The sequence below is a fragment of the bacterium (Candidatus Blackallbacteria) CG13_big_fil_rev_8_21_14_2_50_49_14 genome (assembly GCA_002783405.1).
Lineage (GTDB): Bacteria > Cyanobacteriota > Sericytochromatia > UBA7694 > UBA7694.
The window spans coordinates 103,981-122,380 of sequence record PFGG01000020.1 but is presented as its reverse complement, the minus strand read 5'-3'; the positions used below and the strand labels follow the sequence as shown (position 1 = coordinate 122,380).

The window sequence follows — 18,400 nt, the reverse complement described above, 5'->3', positions numbered from 1 at the left end:
AAACACTTCAAACTGACCGATGGTGATTTTGAAGAGTCTTACAAATTCGCAATCAAAACCGACGAAGTGAAGCCCACGATCAGCAGTATTACCGCTGAAACCAACGAAAACGGTGGCCAGAATGGTGACGCGGTTCGTGTTCGCTACAGCGAGCGCATGATCATCTATACCCGCGATATCTCGATTGCGGGGGGCATGGAAAACACTGCGGGTTCTGATACCAAGGCTGCAGCCGCTTATCCCGGTGGCACCATCGCTACCAGCACTGCAACCGCTAAGAACTACAATACCACCATCGTTCAAACCGGTGGCGTAACCACCTATAACGGTACCTGGGGTGCCTTGGGCGGTACTGCGGTTTATGACACCACCGACCTGACCCACAAGACCGTATTGCTCTTGCCACCTTCTCAGACTACTTTGAGTTCTACTGTGGCTGCACGCCCTAGCAATCTGGGTACAACAGCTCCTGTTTATCTGCTTTCTGATGGTACGACCAGCACGCAGGCTGCGGCCTCTTTCTTCCGCAATACCAGTTCTGCTACGGCGACAGGTGCTGCTGTTGCTGCGGGGGCAACACAATCCAGAGCTCTGACGGTTGAATACTATTACACAGATGGAAGCGCTGCAGCTACCGTCACTTCGGGTGCTTCTGGTGCAACAGACAATGCCGCACAGGTTCAGACGCTCTTAAACACTACATTGACAGGTAATACAGGTTGGACCGTAACCAATGCTGCCGGGGCTGGTAATATTGCTGCAACCAACAGCATTACCTATACCTTGGCAGCAACGGCTCAAAATTCAGGTAAAAATGTGGCTGTGGCTGTTATTCGCCAGACAGGGCTTTTTGCAAATGATGCTTTGAATGCGCCCGCCACAGGTCTGGTTGTTGTCAGTGGCGCACCTTCGCTGGCCTCATTCACCACTGTATCAGGCGCAACTGCCGGTGGAGATACGATTTCTGTTGATTTCCGCTATACCGATGGCACTTCAGAAACTGCTACTTCTGCCCAGGTTAATGCAGGTGGTAACGGTACCGATGCTGAGGTATTTAACGCTTTGAACGGCATGTCGACCGGTTGGTCTGTGAACCGTGCTTTGGGTTCAGCGGCTTTGGCAGCAGGAAATTTCCTGCGTGTCGGTTTGGCTGCTGCTCCCACCCGCAATGGCAAAACCGTTGCGGCTGCCCGTCTGAATCCTTCAGGTGCCTTTGCAACCACTAAATTGGGCAATGCTGCTCATCCCAACGGCATTTGGGTGATTGCCAGCGATGTGGCTCAAACTCAGTATCAGCTGAACTCTAAGCTGCTCAGCACTGGCGGTCTTTTCACCGTCACTGAAACCAATTCAGGGGCTGCAGGCAGCATGGCGCGGATTTGGGATGCCAATGATACCATGACCCTGGCTTTGGCGACAGGAGCAAAAGAAGCTTCTTCCAGTAAAGATGTTCTGATGGTTACCATTCCTCAAGCTGGTTCATTTGCAACGGGTGAATTAAATGCACCCAGCGGTGGATTTATTGTCTATCCCAACACTGCAGTGAATGGCAAACTGAATATCTACAAACCGGGTGATACCGTTCGCATCAAAGTGAACAGCACCGTTCTGGATCCTGCAGGTAATACCTTGGATTCTTCACGCGATAACGCTTCAGCGAACGCCAGCTAAGCTTATTCGTTCAAATCTGTCGCTGCTCGCAAGACCAGCGACACGCCCCGAAAGCAGGGAACCTTTCCTGCCTTCGGGGCGTCTTTTTTAGAGGTGCGTGTTTAAAATACTTGCATTTGCACCGTTCAGCATGGATGATGAAAGGGTATCAAGATGATCAACGAGATGGAGCAATGCAATGAAACAGCGTAAAAATCTTTGGGGCCTCACCAGTTTGATCCTGCTAACCGCCTGTCAGACCACGCAAATCCCCACCCCTCCTTTGAGCACCCCCGCCCCCTCTCCCTCAGCAACGCCTACCGCCGAGCCCACGGCAATTCCTACGGCAACACCTGTGCCCACCCCTTTACCCACCGTGATTCCTGTAGCGACCCCGACCCCCGTCCCTGACATGACCCCCACTCCGGTGCCCACAGCCATACCCACGGCAACACCTGTGCCTACCCCCACCCCTGAAATTACCTCTATGTTACGGGTTCTGGTCTTTGATGATTTGGGCTCCCGCTTGAACAATGCCATTGTCAAAGTCAAATCCAATGATCCTACGCTGGTTTTTGAAAGCACCGCGACTTTAGAGAATGGGTACCATGTTATCAAAGACATTCCCACTCAAAAAACCATGGAGGTGAGTGTCACCGCGCCGGGTTATACCACCCGCAAGCGTCTGGCTTCGCTTTCTGCGCTTGAAACCAAGCTGGATATGGAGTTTAAGGGCGATCAATATGCCATTTCAAACAAGCCCGAAGTGGTCATGACCAAGCCTGCTTATTCAGAGTCATTCAATGCCAATGGCGTGATTGAATTGACTTTCAGCGAAAATATGAACAAAGAATCAGTGCAGCGCTCTTTTGCCCTTCAGTCCAATTCACCCGACAGTGATGTGAAAATGTCGGTGGGCACCCCCATTGCCAAACCGATCTCGGTACGTGGCACGCCGACTGATTCTGTCTATGATATCCGCCATTTTAATTTTGAATGGGATACCGATCGCGTGATTCGTCTGACTCCCAAATACGGTCTGCCAATTGCCTCGGATCGCCGTTTTCGTGTGATTCTTTCTTATAATGATGGCAGTGGCAACGCGGATACCGGTGGTATCAAAGACGTAGATGGAAATAAAGCCCGCCAGGCCAATATTTCAACCTCTACCGTGATCAAAGACGTGCCGGGGGGTACCACCACTGAAATTGTGGATATCGAAGATGGCCCCTTTTTGGTGGGCACCCAGTACAAGGCCTTTTTGCCCTTTTCAGTTACAGATAATCTTGAGGCAACCCGTGTGACCGGCGTGGGCTCAGAGATTTCACCCCGCGATAATTTTTTCCTGAATTTTTCTAAGGACTTGTATTTTGACTTGACCACGACCAAAACTGTGGTGGGCGGCGCCAATAATCAAACGGGTTCTGCACCTGCGGGCAATGCTTTTGTCACAGCTGCGGTTGCAGCCAAGAATTACAGTCTGAATTGCAATGGCACCCCTGTGACTTTGCCTGCTTCAGCGGTTGCGGTCTTTACAGGGGTCAATCGCGTTATGGTTTCGGTCGATGCTGCCGATAATCTGTTTAATACCGGCGATAAATGTACGGTAAGTTTCAGTGGCTTGCTGGATATTGCCGGTAAATTTATGTCTGAGCCTTCGATCAGTTTTGTGGCCCCCTAAAGGCTTTAAGCACCAAAATGTCCCGCTGAATTCAGCGGGACATTTTGGCTTATTTGCTAAGACCGAAGGGTTTGTAAAACCTTTGTTTATTTTTCAAAGGCACCAGTGGCAAGCTTTTGCTTCAAAGCTGATTGCAGCTCTGACAAGACACCTTGCCAGTTGCCTGGGGCTTCTTGTCTGAACAGGCGCATGCTGGGGTACCAAGGGCTGTCTGAACGGTTTTGCAGCCAACGCCAATCTGCACTGAAGGGCAAGAGCACCCAGGTGGGCTTGCCCAAAGCGCCTGCCAGATGTGCTGTAGCAGTATCTACACTGATGATTAAATCCAGGCAATTCATCCAGGCTGCGGTATCGGCGAAATCGTGAATCGAGGTGGCAAGATCATGCAATTGGGGAAATTTTGCTTGCAAAGGTTCTATTTCTGCCTGTTCCACCCCCTTCTGCAGGCTGTAAAAGCTTGCCCCTGACAGGCCCAATAATTCTTGAAACTGTTCAAGACGAAGTGATTTTTTTTGGTAGACCTGATAGAGGATTTTTTCATTGCGAAAACCACTTGACCAGACCAAACCCACTTTTAATCCCGACGCTGAAAGCGTTTGGGTTTTACTTTCAGGAGCCTTCAAATAGGGGATCTGTGCGGGAATGGTTTCCCGTTGAGTCTGCATCACCCGTGGTAAAGACAAAAGCGGCAGACAGTAATCCGCTGGGGGAATGGGGCTATTGAGTGCATGGAGCTCAATTTCAGGCAGAGAAGCCTCAAGTAGCGTTTTGATTTCTGCTTGGCAGCTCATGCTGACTTGCGCGCCCTGGGCTGTGAGCAGGGGCAGGTAACGCACAAATTGCAAAGTATCGCCAAAGCCTTGTTCAGCCACTAGATGTAAATGCTTTTTGTTGAGGTTTTCTCCTCGCCAAAAGGGGGTTTGGCCCTGCTCAAACAAATGCATGCCTGGCATGCGCCAGCGCCATTCGTATTCTTCCCAACCCTCTGTAAACTCGCCCTTTAAGAGTTTTAAAAAGCCTGTATTATAGTGCGCCTGCACAAATTCAGGATCGTCTTTCAGTACCTCGGCATAGCCTTGCAGAGCGGTTTCTACCTGGTTTTGTTCCTGGGCCAGATAAGCCAGATTATAACGTGCCCCCAGGTGGTGCGGAGCTTGTTTCAATGCCATTTGATAGGCCTCAGCTGCTTTTGAGGGCTCCAGCAAGGCTTCCCAGGCGTTGCCCAGTAAGATCCAGGCATCCAACTGTTCGGGCAAGGCGCTAACGACCTGTTCAAGCAAATCACGGGTTTTATCGGGCAGGTTCAGTTCAAGCAGCACTTTGCTCAGGTTCAGTGCAGCCTGTACAAAACCAGGGTCAAAACGCAGGGCCGCTTCGTAGCTGGGCAAGGCTTTTTCAAATTCTCCCATTTCCTCAAAAAGGGTGCCCAGATTATACGCTGCCTGGGCATATTGAGGGTGAATTTCAAGCGCTTTTTGGTAGTGGTGAAAGGCATCCACCGGGCGGCCCAAGGCCTGCAAAAGCACGCCCGCATTGCAGATGCTCTGAAAATGCTGGGGTTGCAATTGGTAACAGTGCTGATAGCTGTGCAGGGCTTGTTCTTTTTTTTCACTGGTTTGCAATAGCAATCCCCGTTGAAACCAAGCTTCAGCATAATCGGGGGCAAATTTCAATAATTTTTCGAGACAGTTCAGAGCCACCTCTGTTTGGCCCTGGCGAATTTCAAGCAGGGCTTGATTATACCAGGCATCGGCAAAATTGGGTTTGAGGCGTTGTGCTTCGCGGAAATGTTGGCGGGCTTTGCCGGGCTGACCCGCTTCTTGATACATTGAGCCAATATTGTTGTGAAGTTCGGGGGAGTTTTCCTGCTTTTTTAAGGCTTTGCGGGCATGTTTTAAAGCTTCTTCGTACTGGCCCAGGCTGCGCAAAACCGAAGCCAGATTGCCGTGATAGAAAGGATTCTGGGGATCTGTTTCCAGGGCCTTGGCAATCCAGTCTGCGGCTTGAGGTGCCTGGCCCTGTTGAAAATCAATCAGGCCGAGTAGATGCATGGCTTCGGCATTCTGTGGGCTGGTTTCCAGCGTTTCCTGGCAAATCTGGGCTGCCTGCCCCAATTGACCCTGTTGAAAGAGGGTAAGTGCGGTTTCGAAGGAGGGAGAGAGTTTCATGCGATGGTTTTCCTGGCTTAATGATGGGGGCGGGGGATCCTTTTTATCACTTTCATCCTGTGATGACACCCTTGTATTGTTATCATAAAAGAGATCGTGTGGCAGAAACAAGTTTACTCTATTTATGCGCTGGCTTGAATGGAAGGGATTTTCGGAATGTCTGAATTGAATCAAAACCCCGTTTCTGATCAACAGACCCGTTTTACTCAAGCCTTGCACTTGCAGGAGCAAGGGGCCTTAGAGCAGGCGGAAACACTTTATCTTGCACTTTTGTTTGAATTACCCAATCATCCAATGATTTTGCTCAATCTGGGCAATCTTTGGCTTGAACAGGGGCAGATGGAAAAGGCAGAAAACGCCTATCTTCAAAGCTTAAACCAAGAACCCAGCCAGGCTTTGGCCTGGTTGGGTTGGGGGCGTCTTTTGCTTGAAACAGGGCGTTTACCAGCGGCTGAAAAAGCTTTGCGCAGGGCTTTGCAAGAAAACCCTGTCTTGGCACCCGCCCAGGATGCGTTGGGGGTGGTGCTTCAGCGTCAGGGGCAAACAGAACAGGCCTTGGCGGCTTTTCAGCAGGCTTTGGCGCTCAATCCAGAACGTGCGCAAACCTGGAATAACCAAGGCGTTCTCTATCTGGCGCTCTTTCAGCTTGAAAACGCTGGGTTTTGCTTTCAACAGGCCTTGCAGGTTGCGCCCGACTGGCCTGAAGCTTGGTTAAATCTGGCGCAGGTATTGCGGGCCCAGGGGCAAACCACTGAGGCGGGGCGTGCACTTGAGCGGGCTTGGGCTTTGCGCCCCGATCCCCTGGTGCGCGTGCAGAAGGCCTTGCTCTTGCCCCCTCTTTACCCAAGTCGTGAAGACATTGAAGCTTGGCGAACGCGTTTTCAAGCTGAATTAAATGCCCTTGAAGAAAAACCTCCCCGAATTCACGACCCCTGGCGAGAAGGGGTGGGGCTGCCCTTTTATCTGGCTTATCAAGGGGGGCAGGATCGGGATTTTATGAGTCAGTTGGCAAGAATCTATCTTCAGGCCTGCCCGGAATTGGCGTTTCGTGCGACCCATTGTGAAAACTACAAGGGCCCCCCTCAGGCCAGAATCAAAATTGGTTTTGCCTCTACCCACCTGCGCGAGCATACCATTGCCAGAATTTTTGCAGGCATGTTGGCAGCCTGGGATGTACAAAGTTTTGAGCGCACCGTGATCTGCTTCGAGCCGGTGCAGGATGCGCTGGGACAATCTGTGCAGGAGCGGGCTGATCGGGTCTGTGTTTTGCCGGGTGATTTTCAGCAGGCCCGTCAGTGCCTGGCAGCACTTGAACTGGATATTTTGATCTGGCTGGATCTGGGCATGGATCCCCGTTCCTGGTTTCTGGCGATGGGCCGGTTTGCACCCCTTCAGGCGGTGACTTGGGGCCACCCCTTGACCTCGGGTTTGCCAGAAATCGACCTGTTTATTTCAAACCAGGTGCTTGAACCAGAGGGGGCTGAAGCCCATTACAGTGAGCGTCTGTTGCGTTTAGCGCATTTGCATCCGGTCTATCCTTTGGCAGTACCTGTTTCTGTTTCGCGTTCAGAATTTGGCTTGTCTGAAGGCAAGCATCTTTATCTTTGCCCGCAGAGCCTGTTTAAATTTCACCCAGACTTTGATGGGATGCTGCAAGCGATTCTGCAAAGGGATTCCCAGGCCGAATTGTTTGTGCCTGAACCCCCTGTTCTGGCTTGGAAACCACTATTACTCAAACGCTGGCAAGCGGTCATGCCTGAATGCCTGCCGCAGATTCGCTTTTTCCCCCGTCTGCCGCAGCCGCGTTTTGAACGTTTACTGGCCTGTGCAGATGTCATTTTAGACCCCCTGCATTTTGGCGGGGGCAATACTTCTTACGAAGCCTTGGCCCAGGCTTGCCCGATTGTAACCCTGCCAGGTGAGTTTTTGCGGGGGCGCTTCACCCAAGGCTTTTACCAGACCATGGGAATTGAGGGCTTGGTGGCTTCAGATCCGGACGCCTATGTGGATTTGGCCTTGGCTCTGGCCCAGGATTGTGGATTGAATCAAGCCTTCAGGGCCCAGATCAAAAACCAGCAGGGGGCTTTGTTTGAGAATTTAGCGGGTTTACGCGACTTAGAGCAAATTTTACAAGTGGAATTAAGCAAAAAATACGCAAGTTTTTGTTAAATGGTTTCTATATTCAGGTTAAGCTAAAGTAAAATCGAGGTGTCTCATGGCTGACCTGCGTGTTCATGGATCCAATCCCTTCAATTCAGTTCCTTCTTCACGTCCTTCTTCCCGTCCCATTATTCCAGATGCTCCTGCTCACAACGCAGATCCGTTCCGTGACAGTTTCAAGAGTGATTCCCGCCGGGGTTCAGTTCCTTCGCAGGGCGTTCAATTTGGCTCTGATCCCTTTAGTAAGCCCAGTCAGAAACCTGATTTCAGTCAGCCCGTGATTCCCAACGATCGTCCCTGGGGCAATGATCCTTTCAATAAACCCCACCAGCCCAACTATCCTGGCAATACGATCGGCCATGACCCTTTCAATAAACCTCATCAGCCTGTCTATCCCAAACCTCCTGTCATGCCCCATGACCCCTTTGGCCACGACCCCTTTAATAATCACAATCCCTATGGCCAAGATCCCTTTGACCAGGATCCCTTTGACAACCACAACTCCCTTCCCTGGGGCAGTGATCCCTATCATTCAGGGGATTGGGAAGTTCGCGAAGCCTATAGCCGTTTGCTGAGTGCTGAAGCCGATAGTATTGATGCCCGTCAGAATCTTGAGCTGATCCGTTCTGCCCGCCGCTCTGGCGAATCGCTCTCTGAAGTCACCGATGCCTTTTTACAGGTTTTGCGTGCAGAAGGCGGTCGGGGCCGATCCTATGAGGCCCGTACCAGTTTCAATATGATTGATAACAGTCTGCGTCGCAATGAATCGCGCAGCAATGCCACAGATACCTATGTGAATCTTCTGCGGGCTGAAAGAGACAGTACCCAGGATGCGCGCAGTGATTACCGTTTGATTGACAATCTGATGAAACCCTACGACAGTCGCTGGTCAGAAACTGAAACCTTTACCCGTCTTTTGCGTTCTGAGGGGGGAAGTTCTTATACCTCTGACGCTCAGCGCGCCTACCGCCGTCTGAAAGACTGGTAAGAACTGTCAGTCGCTGGCAAGAGCCTAAGGCAGGCCCCCGATCTTCAAAGAGAGGGGGCCTGTATTGCGTTTGCGGATCCAATGTTTTTTTGCCAAAGGCAACCACTTTAAAGCTTCTTCATGCTGTGGATCTTTTTCAAGCACTTTTTCAAAGGCGCTGATGGCGCCCTGCCAGTCTTCCTGGCTATAGCAGAGATGACCCAACCAATAATAGGTATTTGAGCAATCGGGCTCGCAGGCGATGGCTTCTTTGCAATGTTGCAGGGCTTCTTCAGTATTGCCCATATCAAAGCAGGTATATGATAAATTCAAATGCACGACGCAATACTCAGGGTCCAGTGAAAGTGCCTTTTGAAAGGCGGCAATGGCTTTGGCATGATACCCCAGTGATCTGAAGATACTGCCCATATAGTTATAGGCTCCAGCGTGATCGGGGTTTAGACTGATCACCTCCTGGAATAACTCCAGGGCTTGCCGCCAGCGGTCCTGGCGAAAATTCAAGAGGGCAACTTGATACAGAATTTCGGGGTCATTGCGTTGAATTTTTAAGGCCATGCGACTGTATTTTTGACTTTTTTCAGCTTCGCCCTTGAGATGATAGGCATTGGCCAGCGCGATATAGGCGTGGGCGGCCTGCAGATCAGAGGCGATTACATCGCGGTAACAGGCAATGGCTTTGTCGAGTTCCTGGCGGTTCAACCAGAGATTGCCCAAATGCAGGGAGGCGTCACTGTGGGTTTGATCAGGTGCATGCGCTATCGCGGCTTCAAAGGCTTCGATGGCTTTGTCACTTTTGCTTTGATTGCTAAGATAGGCCAGCCCGATCAGATAATACAGTTCACTGGCTTCCTGGGGCAATTGTTTCAGCGCCAGGCGATAGGTGGCAATGGCATCATCCAATTTGCGGGCGCGGGCATAGGCCAGTCCAAGAATGACATAGAGGCTGGGGGTTTGACCTGATTTATCGAGGGCCTGACGGTAACAGGCAATCGCCTTGTCCAGCAGATTGAGGTTATCGTAGGTAAAACCCAGATTGATATAGGCTTCGATATGCTCAGGGTCATGTTCGAGGGTTTTTTGATACCATTTCAAGGCCTGTTTAAAGTCGCGCTGTTCGGTAAAAACCAGCGCGAGATTGTACATGGCGCGGGTATAGGTCGGGGACAGCGCCAAGGCCCGATAATAAAACTTGATAGCTTTGAGATATTCTTTGCGGTTTTGCCAGACATAGCCCAAGGCATTATAAACCGGGTAAAAATCGGGCTTAATTTCCAGTGCCTGGCGGTAGGCATCCAGAGCCTGATCCAATTGATTCAACTGATGAGAAGCCAGCCCGAGATAGTAATAGACCTTTTCGCTTTGATAGCCCTGCTTGAGGATCTTTTGATAACTCTCAGCTGCAGCTTGTGCTTCACCCTGTTCAAAATAGAGATGGGCTTGGGTGAGTTGGGCGTTGAGAAAATCAGGTTTGGCTTTGAGAGCTGTTTCGCAGGCTTGCAAGGCTTGGGGATAATTTTTCATGGCGTGCAGGGTCAAGGCCTGATTGTGGTGAATTTCAGCTGTCAGATCAGCATTCTCAGAGCTTTCCTCGGTGCCCTTCAGGGCCCGTTGATAGCTCGCAAGGGCTTTTTCAAACTGTTGCTGGTGACTTAAAACCAAGCCCAGATGGTTGTGAGCCAAACTGTTTTCTGGATTGAGATCCAAGCTTTTTTGTAAACAGCGACGCGCTTCATCCAGATTTTGCTGGCGCAGATTGAGAAGCCCAAGATTGTACCAGGCATCGGCGCAGTAGGGGAAATATTTCAGATAATTGCGGTAAGAAACAAGGGCGTCCTTTTCCTGGGCACCGTCTTCCTGGGCCAGGGCCAGGCTGAAATAGAGGTCTACCTGGGAAGGGTCTGTTTTGAGGGCTTTTTGGAACCATTCAATGGCCTGCGTATAATTTTTTTGTGCATAGAGACTGGTGGCAATACTGGCCATATAACTGCTGTTGTCGGGCTCTAGCGCCAGTGCTGCTTGATAATATTCAAGTGATTTCGTGGTATTTCCCTGACTGTAATAAGAAAAACCCAAAGCGTAGTAGGGTTTGCTATAACCCGGATCCATGGCGATGGCCGTGCGAAAAAACTGATGGGCTTCGCGTGGGCGCTGCAGGGCGGCCAGGGTCAGGCCCAGATTATACAGAATTTGAAGATCTTCAGGGGCTTTATCAAAGAGAAATTGATAGTGTTGCAGCGCTTTTGCATAACTTTCTCTCACATAATAAAGCTGGGCCAGGGCCAGGTGGGCGGGGATATAATCGGGAAACTCTTTCAAGCATTTGCGCAAATACTTCAGCGCTTCTTTGTGGTCACCCATTTGCAGGGCGACCTGGCCTTGGCCATACCAACCGTCTACTTGATTGGGAAAGTGTTTGCCCAGCAGTTGATAAAAACGCATGGCGGCAGGAAAATCTTCTTTTTCAAGATGTTCAAGAGCTTGTTGGCGAAGCTCGTCAAACCAGAATGTGCGCAAAGAACGCTGACAGATAAACCAATAGCGGTTGACTTTCTGAGCATTGAGTTGATTGTTGTGAATCAGCCGATAAATTTTACTGACGGCACATTGGAGGTAATCGGCAGCCTGTTCGACTTTGATTACATCCATATTGCATTTACGCAGTACGTGTTTTTAAAAGATAAATAGCTCTCCTGTACGCTCACTTATCCCGTTCCCTGCTTTTTTCTTGCTGCACTCTGATTCTTCGATTCTACAAAAACGGAGCCTTGAAAAGCAAGCAGTCTGAATGAATTCATATGTTTTGAACAAGATTTATATGCTTGTCCAACCCATTTTAAATACCTGAAATAGAGGAGCAAACAGGGATCACTTTGGGGCGGGGGTAATAGCCCAGGCCCTTTTGACCAAAGAGCAGGGTGATATTGATGCGTCGATTCAAATAGCCGGATTGAAACTGGATTTCGTCACTGGTGTGAAACAAGCGGGACTTAAACAAGACCGCCCGATTACAGCGGTAGGGAATCCGTACTGGTTCTTGCGGATGGGCTTTCAGCCAGGTCTCAATCCCTGCCTGATCCATGCGCAGGGTTTCAAAATCCCATTCTTGAGGGGGTTCCTGGGGGTAAATCAGCAGGCCCCCTGTTTCAGGATTGAGATTGGCGCTGTCGGGTGTAATCCAAAAATTGAGATTGATACTGGCGCTGTCATTGTGAAGGGCAACGCCTTGCCCTCTGCTGTCGCATTTAAAAGCCCAGAGATAAACCAGGGGATAGGCCTTTAGCAGTTCAGGAAAACGATGGCGAAGTTCATCGGCAATTTGAAAAAGCAAGGGACACTGAAAGCCATCATCTACTGTGCTGGCCAGATATCCCGCCTGGCGGCTGCCATCATGCCAGAACGTGCTTTCCCAGCAAAATCTTTGCAGTTCTGCCAGGCTGGCGGGGCTTAAAAAATCATCCCACCAAATCTGCTGGTTGGCTTGAAAATTTTGGCTGAGGCTTTGCCAGTTTTGGACTTTCAGACAGGGGCTTGACTGCCGGGGAGGCAGATAGAGGTGCAGATTGTGCCCCCAGTTTTTGAGCAAAGGATCTTCGGGTGTGAGCTGCACAAAGACCGGTGCTGTGGGATCTGCTTCCAGTTTTGTGAGCCAATTTCTGAGGTGAAGCCATTGAGTAGTGAAGCTTTCAGGCAAGTGCTGCTGCTCCAGCAGATAATGCAACTGTTCTTCTTCATGGTTTAATTTTAAGCGGTTGAAGCGGGGGAGAGACTGACTTTGTTCCCAGTCAATTTCGGCTGCTCCCTGCTGTTTGGGGTCTCCTCGCCGAATCTGATAGGCCTTTTGAAAGGCGTGACCTGCTTCCTGGTATTTTTCTTCAGCCAAATAACAGAAACCCAGACCGTTCCAAGCTTCAATCTGATTGCTAACCTGTTGAAGCACTCTTTGGTAATGGTCTTTGGCTTTGGGCCAATTTCCCTGATCGGCGTATAAATGGGCAAGGGCCAGCAGGCAGGGTGAATACCAGGGGTTGAGCTTGTGTGCAAGGCTCAGATACTTCAGGGCTGTTTGGATTTGTGCCGCATAGGCGTAAGCTTTGCCCTTTTGAGTATAACCATTGACAAATCCTTTCCAGGCCAGATAGAGCAAGGCCCCTGCCAGCAGCCAGATTTCTGAATGCGTCCATAAAATAAACAGAGCGGCTCCTGTGCCTACCCAGCCCAGAGTAAGCGGCCAAGAATGTTTGGGGGCCAAAGTGGGTGTTTCTGACTGAAAATCGATGAGGGTTGAAGTACGCATTGTTTTCAGGTTAGCATGGCAAAACCGATGCTGGCTTTCATGCCTTTCATGCTCTGGGTTACAATTCTAATTATAATTTGTGAATATGCAGGCAAACCAAACATGAATCAAGTGACTCCTCCCAGGCCCAGTTTTAAATTGGGTGAATTGTTGGTCAAAGAAGGCTATCTCACGACAGATGCTTTGGCGAAGGTTTTGGAAATTCAAAAAGAGCAGAAATTTATTTCTCAATCCGGCAAAACCTATAAACCTTTTGGTCAGATTTGTGTGGAGCTGAAACTGATCAGCCCTGAAGAGCTTCAGCGCTTTTTGCGCAAATACAATAAGCGGATTCTTTTGGGTGAACTTTTGGTCAATATGAAAGTGGTACGGCCCGCGCATGTGGAGCAAGCCGTTCAAATTCAGGAAAAAATCAAAGGCAAAAAACTGGGTCAGATTTTGCTTGAAATGCAGGCCTTGAATGAAAATCAATTGGTGGATGCGCTGAGCGTTCAATTGGACGTGCCCCGCATTATACCCTCTTTGGAATTGATTGATTTGTCTCTTTTAGAGAAGTTGGAGCTTCAGTTCCTGACCGAGAAAAGTGTTCTGCCCGTGCATATGCAGGATGAACGCATGACCGTGGTCATGGAAGACCCCTTGGATGAAGCCACGATTCGCCACATAGAAAAACAGTTCCGCTGTCGTGTTTTGCCTGCCATCGCCCCTGCTTCAGCTTTGCAGGGCACTTTACAGGAATATCTGCTGCGCAAACAGCCTGTCGCTGCTCCACCGCCCCCTCCCGAACCGCCTCCGATTCAGGCTGAATTGCCTGAAAACCATGCGCCTTCTCCCTTGGCCAGCATCAGTCTCTATGATGCAGAAGTGCCTGACCTGTATGATACTGAAACCTCAGAAAAAACAGTTTCAGCACCGGCAGCACCTGTTTCGTCTCCACCCGCTGCGGGGGTAGATTCAAGTGCTGAATCTACGCTGACCGTGGGCGGTGTTAGCCTCTATGCCAGCGATGCCCAGCGCCGCCAGGAAGAAACCGTCGTTAATTTTCTGTTTAAAAACGCGCTCAAGGATCGGGCTTCCGATATCCATATTGAACCCCAGGAGAAATATCTGCGCATTCGCTACCGGATTGACGGGGTTTTGCACCATAAAACAGATTTGCCGCAGGAATTGGCGGGCCCAATGATGACTCGCTTGAAACAACTCTGCGCCCTGAATCCTCAGAATGTTCTGACCCATCAACGCAACCGGGTCAAAGCCACTTTGATGGATAAACAGTTGGAGCTGGGGGTGGCGACCTATCCCAGCCTCTGGGGAGAAACCATGGTGCTGAATCTTCAAGAGCGTCAGGGAACACAGCAGGAATTGCTCCTGAACCTTGAGCGCACAGGCTTTTCTCCGCTTTGCCTGCACCGTTACCAAAAGCTTTTGAATACACCAGGTGGCTTGATTATTCTCACCGGGCCTGCGCGTTCAGGCAAAACCTCTACGCTTTATGCTTCTATGAATTATCTCAATGAGCAGAACCGTTCGATTATTACTGCTGAAAACCCAATTGAGCTTACGGTTCCTGGAACCGTACAAGGCGGTTGGAGTCAGGAGCGAGGTGACAGTTTTGCTGAAATGATTCGCTCCATGAGCTATCTGGATCCCGATATCCTGATGGTTAGTGAATTGGATGCTCCTGAAACCTTGGCTGCAACCGTAGAACTGGCCTTGAGCGGTGCCAAGGTCTTGACCTCCTATGCGGCCTTTGATGCCACAGGCGCGCTTTTGCGCTTGGCCTCGCAGGGTTTAGAGGCCTATTTGATTGCCTCCAGCCATGTGGCTGTGCTGTCACAACGTTTGGTGCGCCGTTTGTGCCCCCATTGTAAACAATCTGAAGTGCCCACCCGTGAAACCTTGGATTTGCTTGGCTTGGTAACTGTTGAACCCGATGCGCTTCCGCTTTGGAAGCCTGTCGGCTGTGCTGAGTGTAGTCAGCATGGCTATAAAGGCCAGGTGGCTATTCATGAGCTGATGGTGATTAACGAAGCCATTCGTGAAGCTGTATTAGAGCGCAAACCGGCGGCGACAATTCGAGGCATTGCCCGAACCGAAGCCAAACTGGTTTCTATGGCTGAGGATGGCTATTTTAAAGCTACGCAAGGCTTGACTTCGCTGGCGGAGGTCAAACGGGTGGCCTTTGTGAATGAATACGATTCACAAACTCCCTGGGAAGCAGAAGAAATTCTGGCCATCGCCCGGGGCGAAGAAAGCGAATTTCTCTAGTTCGCTATCTCGCCCCAAGGGAACTTTTTTCATCAGCGTTACGACTTAAAAAACGTAACGTATCTTGTAAAGCATAAGGAGCCTTGCTGACGCCAGCCATGAAAATCGCACGCTAAAACCAGAGTTTTTATGAATACCTATTCTGGAGCGTGATGTATTAATGACTGCGAGTATCTTGACTCTTTCTGAACTTTCTTTTACTTGGCCAGGTTCAACGGACTGGCTTTTTCAGGGACTTCATCTTGAAGTGTTTGCGGGTTCCCGGATGGGAATTGTGGGGGTAAACGGCGCGGGAAAATCGACGCTGTTTCAGCTTTTGCGAGGGGAACTCGAAGCAGATCTGGGTGAGATCACTGTTTCTGGCGTATCCTATCTTGTTCCTCAAACCTCACCGCTTGAGTCTGACACCCCTTTGCTTGTTTATCTTTTGGCAGACCAGGAAGCGTGTCTTTGGCTGGCCATTTGCCAGGCTGAAGCCGCTGGATTTCCTGAGCCTCTGGCCTATGCTGAAAATTTGGCAGACTTTGTTGCCTTGGATGGTTATACCAAATTGGCCCAGGCTCAGGTGATGGCAGAAGTCTTTGGTTTTCAGCCTGAAGACTATGAGCGACCTTTTCATTCCTTTTCGGGAGGAGAGAAGCGTTTGCTGGTTTTGGCAAAGGCCTTTGTTTCTGGGGCTGACTTGCTGCTCTTGGATGAACCCACCCATGATCTCGATCAGGTGGGCTTAAACTATCTTTTGAATGCCTTGGCGCTCAGCAGGGCTGCTGTTTGCGTGATTTCGCACGACCGTTGGTTTTTGGATCAGGCCGTGAATCAAATTTTCTATCTGGAAAGGGGAGCGGGCAAACTTTATGCTGGCAATTATTCCTGTTTTTCAGCCACCCGCCAAGCGGAGTTTTTGGAGCGTCTACGCGAGAAGCAAAGGATCGAGCGGGAACTTGAGCATTTAAAAAGCTTGCGCCGGAATTATCGGGATTGGGGGGCTGAGCGTGAGCGGGGGAAACATGCCGCTGTAGATTCTGGCTTTGAAGGGGCTCGTGCAGCCCGCTTGCAGAAACGAGCTGTGCAGGCCCGTGAGCGGATGGACACCCGCATAGAAAGACTACAGGAAGTCAAGCCCTGGGTTGATAAAACCTATCGCATGCATTTTCCCGAGCCCCGTAAACTTCAGGGCGTTTGCCTGGACGTGCGCGAACTGATCTTAGCTCACAGTGATTTTGCTCCCCTTTCCTTCCAAATTTTGGGCGGGCAAAAATGGGCCTTGCAAGCGCCCAATGGTGCAGGCAAGAGCACCTTGCTCAAAACGCTGAGTGGAGAGCTGAAACCGCTGTCCGGGCAGATTTATCGCGCCAGAGGTTTGCGTTTGGGTTATTTGCCCCAACAGTTTTCTGCTGAGCAATTGTCGCTTGCTCCGCGCGAAATTTTTAAGCAGGAACAGGCAGCTGAAGCGCGCAGGCTTTTGGGCGCGTGGGGAATCAGCGGTGATTATTACGCGCAGGCGCTGGGCTTACTCAGCGAAGGGCAACAACGCAAGCTTTGGTTGATTCATCTTCTGCTTCAAGCTCCTGACCTTTTGCTTTTGGATGAACCTTCCAACCATTTGGATTATGAGGCCATTGAAGCCTTGGAAATGCTCATCTCTCAGTATGCCGGCAGTGTTTTACTGACCAGTCATGATCAGCGTTTGCTTGAAAAATTTGCAGATTCTGTCTGGCACTTGCCTTTTCAGGGCAAGAATCGACCATCTCGCCGGATTTGAGCGCGAGAAACAGGCAGGTGGGGATCTTGGGGGCGAAGGGTTTCGCGTGGGCTTGATTTCTCAATCAATTCGATGGCCTTGACCAAGCTGGAAGCCAATTCATACCCATTGGCCGGCTGATCTCCCTGAAAGCGCCCTTGGCTATTGAGAGTGAGGATCCCCTGTTCTAAGAGGCTTTCAACCGCGGGTCGTGCCCAATGCTGAGCTGGGATATCTGTGGCGAATGGAGGCAGGGCAGAGGTTTCTGTTTTCAGGGGCTCTAAATTGAGCCAGTTTAAAAAACGGTAAATTTGTGCTGCCAGGGCATAGCGGTTGACTTTGAGCGGGCCTTGGAATTTATTGTCTTCAGCACTGATCAAACCATGGGCGAAAAGTTCTTGAATTGCTCCAATCGCCCAATGGCGTTTGGGCAGGTCGCCCCCGTTTTCCTGCAAAAGAATGCGGTAGGCGCCGAACTGAAGCAAGGGGGTTTCAATTTGAATTTTTTTGGATGCTTGCAAATAGCGCAACATTTGAAAACTGGCCTGAGCCAATTGGTAACGCGTAAATGGAGCTTCTCCCCGAAAGGTTTGATCGGGATAGGCTTCAAAAAGTTGATAGCGCTGGATGGCCTTTTGAACTGCCGGTGCAGCAGGATGCCCTTCAGGGAGATCCACCAGGTGCAGTGCTTGAACGGGCAAGCAAATCTGTACGAGCAGTGCCGTGCTGAGCGCTAAATTGAAAAGCTGGTTTCTAGGCATGGGCTTCTCTGCGAAGCATAATCATCTGGCCATAACTGATTTCTACCAGATTTTGATCGGGATCTTTCAGTGCGCAGATATATCCTACCACTGGGCCTGCATCTTGGGGTGGCAGGGCCAGAATACCCTCAGACTGTGCGATTTTTGCCAAATGATCGACATCATCTTTGCTGGCTACTTCAAATCCGAGGTGATGAAAACTCCCTTTGGGACAGCTCTCAGGTTGATTTTGCATCAGAACCAAGACAAAACCCGGTAGACGATCGGGATTTCCCAGCCAAATCACCTCTACATCTTCACCCATTTCCTGATCCATCCGTCGGTGTAAAATTTTGAGATTGCAATAACGGGTATAAAATGCAGCGCTTTGGGAGGGTGAGGCCGCGCGAAGTGCAATATGTGTTAGAGAAATTGTCTGAATGGGGCTGGCTGGATTTTGCATACTTCTATTGTGACGCTATTTTTGCTAAAAATCCAGAGAAATTGAGATCGAAATTTCAGTTTGTTTTTCTTTTCTGAGGCCAATTTGAGAACCCAAGACTTTGCTTTTGAAAACAGGGGTATTTTATGCTTAGATAGGGTCTTTGCGAGAAGCTGTCTTTTTTTTGTTAAAAAACTTGAGGAATACGGGAACCTTTCTGCCATGATCCACGTCACATTAAATACCAGAAAGGACATTGCGAAGTGAG

12 protein-coding genes are annotated in these 18,400 nt (G+C 50.1%); 7 read left to right on the top strand and 5 right to left on the bottom strand.

Annotation, left to right across the window (positions count from 1 at the left end; translation table 11 throughout):
* Together COW20_04630 and COW20_04625 are read left to right on the top strand one after the other, a co-directional pair.
* A partial coding sequence (locus tag COW20_04630; GenBank protein PIW49940.1) for a hypothetical protein occupies positions 1–1,671 on the top strand: 1,671 nt, incomplete at its 5' end.
* Positions 1,672–1,849: 178 nt separating this feature from the next.
* Complete coding sequence (locus COW20_04625) at positions 1,850–3,331, top strand: hypothetical protein (protein PIW49939.1); 1,482 nt, start codon at positions 1,850–1,852, stop codon at positions 3,329–3,331.
* 86 nt (positions 3,332–3,417) lie between these two features.
* On the opposite strand, the gene COW20_04620 is transcribed toward COW20_04625, so the two are convergent.
* The gene (locus tag COW20_04620) at positions 3,418–5,499 is read right to left on the bottom strand and encodes a hypothetical protein (GenBank protein PIW49938.1); all 2,082 of its coding nucleotides are present in this window, start codon (positions 5,497–5,499) and stop codon (positions 3,418–3,420) included.
* Between the two features lie 138 nt (positions 5,500–5,637).
* On the opposite strand from COW20_04620, the gene COW20_04615 reads away from it, so the two are divergent.
* The gene (locus COW20_04615; protein ID PIW49937.1) at positions 5,638–7,668 is read left to right on the top strand and encodes a hypothetical protein; all 2,031 of its coding nucleotides are present in this window, start codon (positions 5,638–5,640) and stop codon (positions 7,666–7,668) included.
* Between the two features lie 46 nt (positions 7,669–7,714).
* Positions 7,715–8,647, top strand: a complete 933-nt coding sequence (locus COW20_04610; protein PIW49936.1) for a hypothetical protein — start codon at positions 7,715–7,717, stop codon at positions 8,645–8,647.
* Between the two features lie 24 nt (positions 8,648–8,671).
* Here the strand turns inward: COW20_04610 and COW20_04605 are convergent, their stop codons facing one another.
* Positions 8,672–11,293, bottom strand: a complete 2,622-nt coding sequence (locus tag COW20_04605; protein ID PIW49935.1) for a hypothetical protein — start codon at positions 11,291–11,293, stop codon at positions 8,672–8,674.
* 187 nt (positions 11,294–11,480) lie between these two features.
* Entirely contained in the window at positions 11,481–12,941 is a 1,461-nt protein-coding gene (locus tag COW20_04600) for a hypothetical protein (GenBank protein ID PIW49934.1), read from the bottom strand.
* 15 nt (positions 12,942–12,956) lie between these two features.
* On the opposite strand from COW20_04600, the gene COW20_04595 reads away from it, so the two are divergent.
* Complete coding sequence (locus COW20_04595; protein PIW49933.1) at positions 12,957–15,209, top strand: hypothetical protein; 2,253 nt, start codon at positions 12,957–12,959, stop codon at positions 15,207–15,209.
* Positions 15,210–15,369: 160 nt separating this feature from the next.
* On the top strand, positions 15,370–16,971 hold the full coding sequence (locus tag COW20_04590) for a hypothetical protein (protein ID PIW49932.1): 1,602 nt from the start codon (positions 15,370–15,372) through the stop codon (positions 16,969–16,971).
* Here COW20_04590 and COW20_04585 read toward each other — a convergent pair.
* Positions 16,938–17,711, bottom strand: coding sequence for a hypothetical protein (locus tag COW20_04585; protein ID PIW49931.1), 774 nt, complete (start codon positions 17,709–17,711; stop codon positions 16,938–16,940). The two genes, COW20_04590 and COW20_04585, sit on opposite strands and share 34 nt — an antisense overlap.
* On the bottom strand, positions 17,704–18,153 hold the full coding sequence (locus COW20_04580; GenBank protein PIW49930.1) for a bleomycin resistance protein: 450 nt from the start codon (positions 18,151–18,153) through the stop codon (positions 17,704–17,706). The genes COW20_04585 and COW20_04580 overlap by 8 nt, the downstream gene beginning before the upstream one ends.
* 60 nt (positions 18,154–18,213) lie before the next feature.
* Between COW20_04580 and COW20_04575 the strand changes: the two genes are divergently transcribed.
* Positions 18,214–18,399 carry a hypothetical protein gene (locus COW20_04575; protein PIW49929.1) on the top strand — a complete coding sequence of 62 codons (186 nt, stop codon included), beginning with the start codon at positions 18,214–18,216 and terminating at the stop codon, positions 18,397–18,399.
* Position 18,400 lies beyond the last annotated feature (1 nt).